Raw genomic sequence first — 13,776 nt, forward strand, 5'->3', positions numbered from 1 at the left:
CCCAGAATATACAGGTTCGTTAATCCTGCCTTAGAGCTTATTTATGACTTAAATTCCAATTTTTAGGGATATCCCGTTATTCCCTGGCTTTGGGAAAGTTTGATTTTACCGGCGATAAATACCGGCAATAAAAAGCCATCCGAAGATGGCCTTTTCGGAAAGTATTTAACCCATTAGATGACTGATTCGAAGTACGCTATAGTTTTAATTAATCCTTCTCTAAGCTGAACAGTAGGTTCCCAGTCCAGCTCTTTTTTCGCCAAGTCAATCAGAGGTTTCCTCTGCATAGGATCATCCTGAGGCAATGGTAAAAAGACCATTTTACTGGAGCTATTAGTGAGCTCAATGATTTGCTGGGCAAGTTCCAGCATGGTGAATTCTCCCGGGTTTCCAATGTTTACAGGGCCGGTAAAACCATCGCGGCTATTCATAAGCCTGTACATTCCTTCAATATTATCATCTACATAGCAGAAGGAACGCGTTTGTTTCCCGTCCCCATACATGGTAATATCTTTTCCCTGAAGCGCCTGTACAATGAAATTGCTCACTACTCGTCCATCATTTGGATGCATTCTAGGGCCATAAGTATTAAAAATCCGCATTACTTTAATAGCCACTTTATGCTGGCGGTGGTAGTCGAAAAAGAGCGTTTCTGCGCATCTTTTGCCTTCATCGTAACAAGCTCTAGGGCCGAGCGTGTTTACGCTCCCTTTATAGGATTCTGGTTGTGGATGGACTTCAGGATCTCCATAGATTTCAGAGGTACTCGCTTGTAAGATTTTGATTTTTAATCTTTTTGCTAGGCCAAGCATATTCATGGCTCCGATCACAGACGTTTTGGTGGTCTGCACTGGATCAAATTGATAATGAATAGGTGAGGCAGGGCATGCCAAATTATAGATTTCATCCACCTCGACATAGAGCGGGTGGGTGACATCGTGACGAAGCAATTCAAAATTCTTATTGTCAAGAAGATGGTGGATATTTCTTCTGTTACCCGTAAAAAAATTATCTACACATAGAACTTCATTCCCTTCTTTTAGAAGGCGGTCACAAAGGTGACTGCCAAGAAATCCGCCGCCACCACTTACTAATATTCGTTTCATTCAATTAAGGAAAAGGTTCAAAAATTATTGCGGCCAAAAATAAGCAAATGTTTTTCAAATTCAGGAAATCCCAAGGCGGAAAGGTAGAATGGTTTTCCCGTTACACCAGATGTTTGATCACTGTGGCAGGATTGCCCCCGATGACTACATCAGCCGGGAAACTTTTTGTTACCACAGCTCCGGCAGCTACCACAGTTCTAGCTCCGATAGTCACTCCGGGACATAACACAGCAGATCCGCCTATCCAGACATCAGAACCTATGGAGATGGGTTTTCCGTACTCCCACATTTCTCCCCGTTTTACCGGATCAAGTGGGTGAGTGGCAGGATAAAACTGAACATTGGGAGCTACAAAAACGCGATCGCCAAGGATGACCTTGCAGACATCTAGCACCACGCAGTTGAAGTTGAAGAATACATCATCTCCAACTTCTATATTTGAGCCGTAGTCGCAGTAGAAAGGAGGCTCTACCCAGAAATTCTTTCCGGCTTTGCCGAAGATTTTCCGGGCAAGGGAAATTCTAAATTCAATATCCCCGGGATCTGAATCATTGAATAATTTTATCAGCCTTCGAACGTGCAGGCGCTCAGCTACCAATTCCGGATCAGCAGCTTGGTAGAGCTCACCTGCAAGCATTTTTTCCTTTTCGGTCACTTTTTTTGGCTGTAAAGCAAAGCAGCTTCCACTCCCCGGATTTCTGCAAGTCCTTTTAATCTGCCGATTGCTGAATAGCCAGGATTGGTTTTTTTGTTTAAATCATCCAGCATCAGATGGCCATGGTCAGGCCGCATTGGCAGGCTTTTGCCCCGCTTCTGCTGCACCTGGATGATTTCATCGATTACCGCTACCATCGGTACGTTTCCTTCCAGGTGATTGTCTTCAAAGAAATTGCCTTCCTCATCCCGTTTGGTGCTGCGTAAATGGATGAAATGGATATTATTGCCAAATTCCCTTACCATCGCAGGGAGATCATTGTCCGCTCTTACTCCAAAAGATCCGGTACAGAATGTTAAGCCATTATTGGGACTAGGCTGATCCCTCAGAATTCTGCGCGCATCTTCCGCTGTGCTCATAATCCGTGGCAACCCGAATAATGGAAATGGAGGATCATCTGGATGAATAGCCACTGAGACCCCATTTTCTTCGGCTACGGGCACGATAGCATCCAAAAATAACCTCAAATGCTCCGCGAGTTTTGTGGCATCGATTCCATCATAAGTTGCGAGCATGGTCTTGAATTCTTCCAATGTATATCCAATCTCGGAGCCTGGAAGTCCTTTCAGGATATTGTCAAAGATCATTTGGTGCTTTGCTGGGGTAAGCGCTTCGTAATACGCTTTCACTTCAGCATATTCCTGTTCAGAGTATTCATCTTTTGCGCCAGCTCTTTGTAGAATAAAAAGGTCAAATGCCTGAACGGCTTTTTTCTCGTACAGTAAAGCTTTTGCACCGTTTGGGAGCTCGTATTCTAAGTCTGTCCTAGTCCAATCAAGAATAGGCATAAAATTATAGCAAACAGTGAAAATGCCTTCTGCTGCAAGATTTCGGAGGGTCTCCTTATAGTTTTCGATTACTTCCAGATAATTTCCGGAGCGTGTTTTGATGACTTCATGGACAGGGACAGATTCCACAACTGACCAGGTCAGTCCTGCAGCCTCAATGACGTTTTTGCGTTTTTTGATTTCCTCCCTGGACCAGGTTTCCCCATTGGGAATATGGTGAAGCGCAGTCACAATTCCCGTTGCTCCTGACTGAAGTATATCTCTTAGGCTTACTGGGTCATTTGGGCCATACCATCTCATGGTTTGCTCCATTGTATAGGTCATAGTATTTTGAGTTTAAGATCGACTTATTTGAAATTTGAGATGTCAAATAATTAATTTTTTATACTCCTGAATAGGCGCTAAATCCACCGTCAACAGCGACGATAGTTCCTGTTACAAAATCGGAGGCATCAGCGCAAAGCCAGTGAAGTGTACCATGAAGATCCTCAGGTTTGCCAAATTTTGCCATAGGTGTATGGCTCATTATCTGATTACCCCTTCCGGTAAGGCTTCCGTCAGGTTCGGTTAGAAGAGCCCTGTTTTGATCAGTCAGAAAGAAACCAGGTGCGATTGCATTTACCCGGAAGGATGGGCCATGTTTGGAGCAAAGTTCTACAGAAAGGAATTTGGTCAGATTATCGATAGCGGCTTTGGCAGAAGCATAACCCATCACCCGGGTCATCGGTCGTGAGGCGGCCATGGAGCTGATGTTGATGATATTGCCTTTGCCGTTTTTGAGCATCAGCGGAAAAAGGATTTTGGAGGGAATTGCCGTTCCCAAGTAGTTAAGATCCATGACTTTGCGCAAGCTGTCCAAGTCCAAATCCTTCAAAGTTTTGTCCGGTGTGATCACTGCACCGGGCATGTTTCCGCCTGCGGCATTGATTAAAATATCGATATAGCCATGTTCTTTTTCTATAGCGGAATAGGTACTTTCTACACTTTTTTCATCTGTGACATCACAGATATAGCCAGAGGCAGTACCTCCTGCGGATTGGATTTGTCTGACCAGTTCATCTACTTTTGCAGGGGTGCGTCCTAGGATAAGGACTTCAGCACCTTCCCTGCCTAGGTACAAACTCATCGATGTGCCCAGTACACCGGTGGCACCGGAAAATGCTATTTTTTTCCCCTGCAGGGAAAATAGGAAATTACTCATAATTACACGTGAAAGTTTTTTTGGTCAAAGTCAAAATAGTTTTTTGCATTGTAATAGCAAATATCGGAAATGATACCGCCCAACCATTTTTCATCCCAAGGAAGTTCGCCATTGGCTACATCCTGTCCAAATAGATTACATAGAATTCTACGGAAATATTCATGACGGGGGAAAGAAAGGAAACTACGGGAATCCGTAAGCATCCCTATGAAGCAACTGATCAGCCCCATATTGGATAGGGTATTGAGCTGCTTCTCCATGCCGTCTTTCTGGTCTAGGTACCACCATCCTGAACCAAATTGGATTTTACCTTTTACAGATCCATCGTTATAATTACCGATCATGGTAGCAAAAACTTCGTTATCACGGGGATTGAGGTTGTAAATTACTGTTTTGCTTAATTGATCTTCTGAATTCAGCTCATTGAAAAACCCGGACATAGCAGTTGCCTGATCAAAATCGCCTATGGAATCATAACCGGTATCTGGACCCAATAATCGCAGAGAACGCTCATTGGTATTCCTCAAGGCCCCCAGGTGGAACTGCTGCACCCACCCCTTCGCATGATACATTTTGCAAAGGGCAAGTAGGGTAGTGTATTTGAAGAAACTAACCTCTTGTTTGGAAAGTGATTTGCCCATGATGACATCAGCAAAAAGGGAATCTATGGAAAAGGCGTCTTCCTTAAAGAAATACAACTGCTCCTGTCCATGATCAGATAGCCTGCAGCCACGTTCGTGGAAGTATTCTATCCTGTTTTGTAGGGCCTCCAACAGCTTGTCGTATGAGGTGATTTCGAAACCGGCACTTTTTCCCAGTTTCGAGATATAAGTCTTATATTCTGCCGGGTTATCTACCGCAAAAGACTTATCTGGCCTAAATGCCGGATACATCCCCAGCTCGTTTCCCTTATTGTGAAAGGAAATATGCTGGTCCAAGGAATCTGCCGGGTCGTCAGTAGAACACACAACTTCAACCTTCATTTTTGCCAATAGCCCTTGGGTGGAATAAGAATCCTGCGTTAAGATCTGATTGCATTGGTTGTAAACTTCAGACGCATTTTTTTCTGAGAGCAACTCCTCGACCCCGAAATACCTTTTCAGTTCTAAGTGAGACCAGTGATATAGCGGGTTCCTTAGCGTATAAGGTAGTGTTTTTGCCCAATTTTTAAATTTGTCCTCGTCGGAGCCATTTCCGGTAATAAACTTTTCATCGATCCCGTAAGTCCGCATTGCCCTCCATTTGTAATGGTCACCTGCAAGCCAGATTTTAGAGATATTTTCAAACTTTTTGTTGGCATTTATTTCAGCAGGCGGAAGGTGATTATGATAATCTATGATCGGCAGATCCTTGGCGTACTGATGATAAAGTATCTTGGCAAAATCATTCTGCAATAAAAAATCATCAGATAAGAATGACGCTTTCGTCGATGAATAAGGCATTGGTTATTTAGGCTAAATTTCTACAACTTAATATTGACCTAAAAATACCCTGAATCGACTTCATTTGAGCAATAAAATGCGGAAACGATTTCGAAATTATGCAGGCGGTATAGGCATAATACGGGTAATGATTTGTATTTTGCACATCATAATTAACCCAGAATTCCCCTAATACCATGGCCTCAGGAATTAGTTTAAAAGAGTTGGCCGCTGAACTAAAGCTTGCCCCATCCACAGTCTCAAGAGCTTTAAACGACAGTTACGAGATATCTGAAGCAACTAAGAAAAAGGTGATCAGCATGGCTGAAAAGCTGAATTACCATGCCAATCCGTTTGCACGGAGTTTGCGCGAAAACAAGAGCAAAACCATTGCTGTAATCATTCCAGAGCGCATCAACAACTTCTTTGCCCAAGTGATGGATGGGATAGAAGAAATTGCGCAGGAGCATGGCTATCATTTGTTGGTATACAATACCCATGAGGATGTGGAGCGGGAAAAGAAAATTGTCAATCTCTTGCTGAACGGCCGTGCCGATGCGATTGTCATGTCAGTGTCAAGCCAGACCAGCGACATATCCCATTTAATGAAATTGCATGAGAGGGGTCTTCCGATCATATTTTTTGACAGGGTAAGGTCTGAAATTCCGACGACCAAATTTATTACCAATGATTATGAAAGCGCTTTTGAAGGCACCAAGCATTTGATTAATCAAGGTTGTAAAAAAATAGCCTTACTTACCCTTGGTAAAGACCTATCAACAACGAAAGAACGGCAGCGTGGATATAATGATGCAATCTTAAGTGAAGGCTGGGAACTGGATCCTGCATTGACATTATACTGCAGCCATGAGGAAGATAGTAATGTTGAATTGATCGAAAAACTGTTAAAATCTTCCGATAAGCCTGACGGAATTTTGGCATCCGTGGAGAAATTGGCATTTGCGACATATCAAACCGTAAAGAAAACTACGCTAAGTATCCCTTCCGATTTAAAATTGATCAGTTTCTCCAATGCTTCTGTGGCCAATCTGCTAAATCCCTCTCTGACAACGATTACCCAGCCGGCAGTGTCTATTGGGAATGAATGTGCAAAGTTGCTCATCAAGAAACTGACCAAGCCAAAACACTATGAGCTTTTGGATCAGGTGATTACAATCCCATCGAAGATCACAGTTAGGGAATCGACGTTGGTAGAGTAACAAAGACGGTTGAAAAAATGTATGCGCTGCTCCAATTAGTTGGGCAGCTTTTTTTAGTCATTCCCTTAGCTACGGCCATTCCCCGGGATCAAAATTGATGCAGTTAGGTGCCTATCTCCGCATGTCCGATGCGAGCAGAAGAGAAGTAATTTATTGTATTGTTAAAACAGTTTTCCAAGGAATAGATAGGCTTCCAGATGATAAAAAATAGGGAGACCAATCCATTGAATTGATCTCCCTGACTTAAGCTCTCCAGTACAGTTTATGAATTATCGGTTATAATTTGTCCTGCAAGCTATCCATTGCTTAATCTTCTCCTTCTTCGATTGTAGTAAGGGGAGGAATATTGTTTTCAAATCCATAGTAACCCTCATTTTGGTTTAGGTGACCTTTGGTATTTGAGTTAATTGCATTCTGGGGAACAGGCCACAGCACATGGTAAGGACTCATCGTATAGGTGTCTCCATGTCTTGTTGATACGCCTTTATTATAGAAGTCAGTTTTCTCCATAATTCTATCGTAGTAGAAGTTATCTTGAGAGAAATTAGCTTCATTATAGCTTTTACCATTGTAAGCAGTTTTACCTGTCATGGCAAAAATCCTTGCCATTCTGGTCAGTTCAGTTTTTCGTGGCTCTTCATAGTATAGCTCTCTTGCTCTTTCGTCTAGGATGGTGCCAATGTTGATGTCTGCTGCTGTGTAGGGTGCGGCACCTGCCCTGGTTCTTACCGCATTAATATCAGATGCTGCTCCTGCAAGGTCACCTAGCCAAAATTTGGCTTCAGCTCTTAACAAATAGGACTCTGCCAGACGGAAAATGTACCAGTCTGTAGGCCCTCCTTGGGGCTGTACCCGCTGGGGATCTGGGACGTACAACTTGTAGTGTGGCCATGAAAACCAGCTTCTAATGGTATCCACGGATAGAACTACCCCGTCGCTATTCCTAAATTCAAGATTTTTTCCATAGTAAGGGTCATCATCGGCTATGTCTGGATTATTATAAACCAGATCAGTCATGTCCATCCAGTTGCCCGGTGCATGTCTCAGATCATTTTCATCATCCCAGATCATGCTTTGATGATACCAGGTCCCTCTTAATCTGCCAATCCCTCTTCCATATTCAGTCACCAGGTTGATTGGGGCAGTTGCTAGATCAGAAGTCCCTTTGTTCCCAGCAGGTGTATTGATATTTACCGACCAAAAAGGGATTGCATTTCTCATGGTGATGATACCATCCGAATTTCCATCTACGTTTACTCTATCCATTACCAGAAGAATTGTTTCGGTATTAGATACAGGTGACTTATTCTCGGCTCGATGAAGATCCCAAATTACATTTTTGGTGGGATCGTTTGCATCCACACCAAATCTCTCAGTCATCAACGCATAAGGACCTCCGTCAATTAGTCTATTAGCTACATCCAATGCGTCTTGAAATTCACCTAATGCCAAATTTACTTTAATAAGGAGATGCTGCAGGGCACCTTTGGGAACCCTTCCTCGATCCATTACTTCCGGAATCCATTCTTCCCCCCAGTCAAGGTCTTCTTTCATTTTTCGAAGAATAACCATTCGATCAGTCGAGTAGAAGTCAAGTTTTGGTTCAATGATTTCTTCCAGAATCAATGGTACGTCACCAAATTGTTGGGTCAATCTGTAGTAGCGTAGTGATCTATGGAAATAGGCAGTGGCAAGAAGATGGTTTCTTTCTGCCTCAGAATCATAATCCTGCGGCTCATCAATTCTAGAAATTACTGTATTGGCATACTTGATTCCTTTGAAGCCTTCGTACCAATACCAACCGATTCTGTTATAATTGACATCATTCAATTGGGCATCAGGAGTAATCTGCAAATTCAAATCCTGTGCAGGGCCTGACTTATCGGTAGTACCTTCAACCGCTACTTCAGAGAAGATATGCTCAGTAAGGATAGGAGAGCCGTCACCTGTATATTCATGACGCATATTACGCTCACACGCTACTAGTGAGGCCCACAAACCACTTGCTTCATTGTAGGTGTTATCGGGATAATAAAAAGACAAGGGTTTAGGTTCTAACCAATCTTCATTACACCCAGAAGTGCCTGCTAAAATCAATCCTGTCAATAGGATCTTTAATGCGTTTGTTTTACTTCGTATATTCATTTTAATGTTTTTTTAGGCTTACAGTGTGACGTCTATTCCAAGGGTGAAATATCTTGGGATTGGGCCTGAATTTTCAGGATCCCAGAAGTCCCATTGCGGAGCGTAGTATCCCACATTTCTGATATTACCATACACACGTAAGTTTGTGATATTGGCTTTCTCTGTCAGTTGCTTAGGGAAGTTGTAGCCCATGGAAATGTTTTCCAGTCTGATAAATGATTTCTTTCTATAGACATTGAATCCACCTGCGCCGCCTTCACTCGAATTCAGCCTTGCCCATTCATTATTTGGATTTTCTTCGGTCCAGTAGGGAGTTACATAGGAGCTGGTTCTATCCAGGAAGCCGTCTCTGTTTTTCATCTGATTGAAGGTGTTGGTATGCCCCCAATAGGAATAGAGCATAAATGAAACATCTAAGTTCTTAAAGAGTGTAAATTCATTTCTCAAGCTCCAGCGAAACCGAGGTTCTTTATAGCCCTGGAATTGTCTGTCTGCATTGGTAAATTTTCCATCACCATCTACATCTTCAATTTTAAAATCACCGGGTTTCACCCCATATTCATCTGCAGCCTCGGCTTCATCGGATTGCCAAATCCCCAACGTTTTAAAATCCCAGATCTGGTCGATTGCATGCCCGATAAACCATTTGTTTGCCGGATCATCCAGTTCTTGTCCATTTTCGTCTAGATCACCGTAAAGACTCACAATCTCGTTTCTGTTCAGTTGGAAATTAGCAGTTGATCTCCAGGCGAAGTTGTTTCTCTCAAAGTTGGTGGAATTCAATGTGAGTTCGAACCCCTTGTTATCCACTTGGCCTAAGTTGTCCCATACAAAGCTGAAACCAAGGAAATCCGGAAGGCTTCTCTTCACCAACAGATCCCGGGTTGACATTTTATACATCTCTAGGGTACCGGTTAATCTGGTTTTGAGAACAGAGAAATCAATACCTAGGTTGAATGATTCTGTTCTTTCCCATTTAAGGTTGAAATTTTGCATTCGGTTGACATAAAGCTGGTTAACCAGGTAAAGCTCCCCGCTAGGTCTTTCGTAGAAATATTTTCCTGAATTCAAATCCGATAGAGCCACATATCTTCCAATATCCCTGTTGCCATTACTTCCCCAGGAGAACCTCATTTTTCCGAAGTCTAGCCAATCAATGTTGATGAAGTTTTCATCCGAGAATACCCAACCTACAGCAGCCGAGTAGAACAATGCCCTAGGATTGCTTTGGCCAAATGCTGAATAGCCATCTCTTCTTACCGATAGGGTTGTGGAGTATTTTCCATCATAGGAGTAAATCAAACGACCCATCAGCGCATCCCCTGTGCTGTATTGGTCATTGCTGGAAATAATGGGATTGATTCCTGCGCCAATGTTGTGATATCCCAGTTTATCGTGTGGTTCAAAACCATTGTTTTCCGACGTGTTTTCCCAGGACTGGAATTTCTCAGCATTGATCAAGAAAGTACCGTTGAAATCGTGCTTTTCAGCAAATGTCTTTTGCCAAGTCAGGATATTGTCAATCTGCCAGTAGTATTCTTTCCGGTTTCGCCTGTTGGCTATACCTCCCTCAGCTCCCCAGTCTACATGGGCAGCTGATTTGTGATAAAATCTATCACTGTACACAAATCGGGGGCTGAAATTGGTTCTGAAATTAAACCCAAAAGGCAATTTAACCGAGGCATAAATTGTAGAGTTTAGGGTTGCTCCCTTCTCATACCTGTCGGTTAGGCTTTGATTATATAGGGGATGGGTTCCTCCACTTTGTTCCTCATTTGGTCTCCATTTGTAAGAGCCATCTTCATTATATTCTGATCCCCATGGTGAAAGGGTGCGGTACAAGCCCCAATCGGTGTACATGGGAGCCGGATCCTCATCAATTGGAACATGACTGTCATCACTAAGGGCAAATTGAGTATTTATACCAACAGAAAGCCACTTGTTTACTTTTCCTTCCAGGTTAATGCGGCTACGGACGGTGGAATACTCATCACCGATTCTGATACTTTCATTGTCTAAGTAGCCCAATGACCAGTAGTAATTGAAGGTTTCACTTCTTCCCGATAAACTTACTGTGTAATCCTGTCTGAATCCTGTCTGGAAAATCTTGTCCCTCCAGTCCACAGACCTGCCTGCTTTGTAATTCTCAATTTCAACAGGCTGCATATTTAATCGCTGCAGCCACACGCTCACAGGGTCCCCTTTGGATCCATCATACGCCATCCATTCTTCAAGAGAAATATCACTAGGAAGCGTTCTGGGATCAGAAAATTCATACGGATCATAGCCGCCTGCATTGATACTTTTAAGGACATCTTCTCTCCAGCTGATAAACTCATCCGGTCCATATACATCAGGGAAAGTTGCCATGGTGGCCAATCCTGCATTCATATTAAATTTGATAGTAGGTTTTCCTAATGCTCCTTTTTTGGTAGTAATCAAGATTACCCCGTTAGCAGCTTTCGCCCCGAATACAGCCGCCGCACTGGCGTCCTTTAGTACCTCCAGGTTATCGATGTCATTGGGGTTGATATCGGCCAGCTGACCATAATAGATAGCCCCATCCAGTACCAATAAGGGAGAATTGCCGGCGTTTAAAGAGGTTTGCCCTCTAATCTGAAGTGATCCACCTCCTTTTGCAGAGGTGCTCATGCCTACATTAAGACCGGCAGCATTTCCCCTTAGAATATCCTGGACTGAATTGGGATTTTCATTTTCCAGTTTGCCGGGATTTACAGAGGAAACTGCTCCGGTAATGTCTCGTTTCTTAGCCGAGCCATATCCGATAACGACTACCTCTTCAAGATCAGAGGTATTCGGGTTCATCCGAAGGTCTATAACCGATTGATTTCCTATTGCCATTTCTATCGGATCATAACCGATAAATGAGAATACCAATACGCCATCTTGTGGTGCATTAATGGAATACTTCCCATCCAGATCGGTAGTAACGCCTGTGGTCGTTCCTTTTAGGATGATTGTTACACCAGGCAGGGGCATGTCTGTTTCGTCTAAAACAGTACCTGTGATTTGTACTTCTTGAGCATGCGTCACTGTGACGCTTATGCATAGGAGAAATACAATTAACCAAAGGTTTTTGTAAAATTTGTACCGCATAAGTAGAGGGTAATTGTTAATGAATTAATAGACTTAAATGTTAACTAATTGAATTATGGATAATTAACATTCTAATGTAAATGAAAATGAAAACTATATATCAAATAGTGATCTATTAATCTGCGCAATCGTTTTCGAGGTCCTTCTAAGGCGGTTTTTATTTTTTTATTTATATTATTTTTAATTTAATTTCTTTGCTAATACTTAGTATTAAAATGTGTTTAAGTGATGTTGTTATATGTTTAGTGGCGTAATAAATAGATGGATGGTTGTTTTGTTATTGTTGTAGTTAGATTTTAAACAAAATAAAAAGAGCTGTTCCGGTTTTTGGAACAGCTCTTTAAGTATTATTAAGTACTATATTTTGTATATCAGTACATTACTTAATATCCTGGGTTTTGAGGGAAGGCACTGGCATTTCCTTCTGCCCGATCTATTTGGTTCTGGGGAATTGGTCTCAGTGTATGGTAGTCTTGGATGTTGGTTTTAGCTTCCGAAGGGTTGTGTGCCCTAACTCGCTCCACTAGAATTCCCCATCTTTTTAGATCCAACCATCTGGTCTGCTCACCGATCAATTCTCTTGCTCTTTCTTCAGTTATAAATTCAAAGGTCAGATCAGCTTCAGAGATTTCCATTTCAGCTTCCTTGCCGGGGAAGGCGGCCCTCCTTCGTACTGCATTAATGTTTTCGGTGGCATCACCGATTTTCCCCTGGCGAAACTGTGACTCTGCAAGTAACAGGTAGGTATCGGCGAGACGCATCGCGATGTAGTCTCTACCTCCTTCAAACTGAGTTCGGTCAACCCTTCCTGGATCCTTATGCTTTTTCATAGGAGGAAATAACCTTTCGGTATAGAGTTCCGGAGTAAGGACCTGATACGGATATTTAGCTCTTTCTGCCTCAGACATATTATAGCCAGGTAGCCAGATAGTGGTATCTCCCTGAGCATATGTTACAGTCGCTTTTGATTTATCAAAGGTAGTATTGAATGTGCCAGGGTTGTTGGATAGGAAATGGTCCACATAGGTGTTTTTATACCTAGAATCATTCACTCGGTCTGCAAAGATAGTATTCAGCGTGTAATCAGTAGACTTGTACCGTTTGAATGGACGGCCATTTTCTGTGTCCCGTTGCATACCTGGCTGCACATCGTATTCCATAAGGAAGAAAACGTGTGAGTTATTTCCCCCACCATTGGTCAATGGATCCCGGGTATATTGAACTGACCAGATTACCTCATCATTTATTTCATTCCCAAACGCATGGACATCTGCAAAGTCCGGCAATAAAACGAGGCCGTAATTATCAATCACACTCTGTAATAACGGCTCGGCATTGGCATAATCAGATGCTTCAGCGGCCTCTGAAGTGGCCTTGGTGATATATACCCTTCCCAACAGGTGCTCTGCCGCAGGACGGGTAGCTCTTCCATAATCGTCTGACTTAGCCTCGGCTTCCAGATTTGGAATAGCCTCTTCCAGATCTTTGATAATAGCTGCATATATATCTGCTACTGAGGATCTAGTTACCTCTTTTGTTGGTAGTATTGTTTCAGAGAGCTGAAGATCAACTCCTCCGAACAACTGCACCAAGATGAAATAGTGGTGAGCTCGGATGAATTTTGCTTCTGCAACTCGCTGATCTATGAGTTCTTGGGAAATTCCTGTAAGATTAACAGACCTATCTATCACTGCATTACACGTATTGATTCCTCTGTAAAATTCATCCCAGAGCTCTTGTAAGTGGTTAACTCTGGAATCAAACTGGTTGGTATAGGTATTCATATATTTATATGAACCATCTGCACCATTGGTAAAGATGTCTGTTCCGAAAATAGTCAAATTATTTCCGCGCTCGGTGCCGTACCATGCTCTCATCGAGCTGTAAGCGGAGTTTATACCGTCATTCATACCTTTTGGTGTATTGAGGTAGTCATCCCCGATATTGGAAATTACATCTTCCTCTAGAAAACCATCACAGGATACAGCTGCTGAAAGTCCAAGGATCAGGGCTGTTGACTTTGCCCAGTAGTTTATATTTTTTGCTAGTTTTTTCATGATTGA

9 protein-coding genes are annotated in these 13,776 nt (G+C 42.6%); 1 reads left to right on the forward strand and 8 read right to left on the reverse strand.

What is annotated here, in order from left to right:
• Nucleotides 1-173: 173 nt before the first annotated feature.
• The 5 genes from AS141_RS01730 to uxaC form a co-directional block, all read right to left on the reverse strand.
• Nucleotides 174-1,106: a UDP-glucuronic acid decarboxylase family protein gene (locus AS141_RS01730; protein WP_057935888.1), complete on the reverse strand. Its 933-nt coding sequence runs from the start codon at nucleotides 1,104-1,106 to the stop codon at nucleotides 174-176.
• 100 nt (nucleotides 1,107-1,206) lie between these two features.
• On the reverse strand, nucleotides 1,207-1,761 hold the full coding sequence (locus AS141_RS01735; RefSeq protein WP_317043009.1) for a sugar O-acetyltransferase: 555 nt from the start codon (nucleotides 1,759-1,761) through the stop codon (nucleotides 1,207-1,209).
• A complete protein-coding gene (gene uxuA / locus AS141_RS01740; RefSeq protein WP_057935889.1) occupies nucleotides 1,758-2,933 on the reverse strand; it encodes a mannonate dehydratase in 1,176 nt (391 codons plus the stop codon). Before uxuA ends, AS141_RS01735 begins: the two co-directional genes overlap by 4 nt.
• Nucleotides 2,934-2,991: 58 nt before the next feature.
• On the reverse strand, nucleotides 2,992-3,810 hold the full coding sequence (locus AS141_RS01745) for an SDR family oxidoreductase (protein ID WP_057935890.1): 819 nt from the start codon (nucleotides 3,808-3,810) through the stop codon (nucleotides 2,992-2,994).
• 2 nt (nucleotides 3,811-3,812) lie between these two features.
• Entirely contained in the window at nucleotides 3,813-5,252 is a 1,440-nt protein-coding gene (uxaC, locus tag AS141_RS01750) for a glucuronate isomerase (protein WP_057935891.1), read from the reverse strand.
• 176 nt (nucleotides 5,253-5,428) lie between these two features.
• Here uxaC and AS141_RS01755 point away from each other — a divergent pair, with 176 nt between their 5' ends.
• Complete coding sequence (locus AS141_RS01755; protein ID WP_057935892.1) at nucleotides 5,429-6,451, forward strand: LacI family DNA-binding transcriptional regulator; 1,023 nt, start codon at nucleotides 5,429-5,431, stop codon at nucleotides 6,449-6,451.
• Between the two features lie 306 nt (nucleotides 6,452-6,757).
• On the opposite strand, the gene AS141_RS01760 is transcribed toward AS141_RS01755, so the two are convergent.
• The 3 genes from AS141_RS01760 to AS141_RS01770 form a co-directional block, all read right to left on the reverse strand.
• Nucleotides 6,758-8,596 (reverse strand): RagB/SusD family nutrient uptake outer membrane protein, encoded by a 1,839-nt coding sequence (locus tag AS141_RS01760; protein WP_057935893.1) that lies wholly within the window; start codon nucleotides 8,594-8,596, stop codon nucleotides 6,758-6,760.
• An 18-nt stretch (nucleotides 8,597-8,614) separates the two neighbouring features.
• Nucleotides 8,615-11,713 (reverse strand): SusC/RagA family TonB-linked outer membrane protein, encoded by a 3,099-nt coding sequence (locus AS141_RS01765; RefSeq protein ID WP_057935894.1) that lies wholly within the window; start codon nucleotides 11,711-11,713, stop codon nucleotides 8,615-8,617.
• Between the two features lie 383 nt (nucleotides 11,714-12,096).
• Nucleotides 12,097-13,770 carry a RagB/SusD family nutrient uptake outer membrane protein gene (locus AS141_RS01770; protein WP_057935895.1) on the reverse strand — a complete coding sequence of 558 codons (1,674 nt, stop codon included), beginning with the start codon at nucleotides 13,768-13,770 and terminating at the stop codon, nucleotides 12,097-12,099.
• Between the last annotated feature and the right edge of the window lie 6 nt (nucleotides 13,771-13,776).

The organism is Algoriphagus resistens (genome assembly GCF_001442615.1).
GTDB lineage: Bacteria > Bacteroidota > Bacteroidia > Cytophagales > Cyclobacteriaceae > Algoriphagus > Algoriphagus resistens.

Bases quoted from the DNA above. Each gene is read 5' to 3' on its own strand.
- AS141_RS01745 (WP_057935890.1), bottom strand. From the start codon at position 3,810: ATGAGTAATTTCCTATTTTCCCTGCAGGGGAAAAAAATAGCATTTTCC.
- AS141_RS01765 (WP_057935894.1), bottom strand. From the start codon at position 11,713: ATGCGGTACAAATTTTACAAAAACCTTTGGTTAATTGTATTTCTCCTA.
- AS141_RS01770 (WP_057935895.1), bottom strand. From the start codon at position 13,770: ATGAAAAAACTAGCAAAAAATATAAACTACTGGGCAAAGTCAACAGCC.
- uxuA (WP_057935889.1), bottom strand. From the start codon at position 2,933: ATGACCTATACAATGGAGCAAACCATGAGATGGTATGGCCCAAATGAC.
- uxaC (WP_057935891.1), bottom strand. From the start codon at position 5,252: ATGCCTTATTCATCGACGAAAGCGTCATTCTTATCTGATGATTTTTTA.
- AS141_RS01730 (WP_057935888.1), bottom strand. From the start codon at position 1,106: ATGAAACGAATATTAGTAAGTGGTGGCGGCGGATTTCTTGGCAGTCAC.
- AS141_RS01755 (WP_057935892.1), top strand. From the start codon at position 5,429: ATGGCCTCAGGAATTAGTTTAAAAGAGTTGGCCGCTGAACTAAAGCTT.
- AS141_RS01760 (WP_057935893.1), bottom strand. From the start codon at position 8,596: ATGAATATACGAAGTAAAACAAACGCATTAAAGATCCTATTGACAGGA.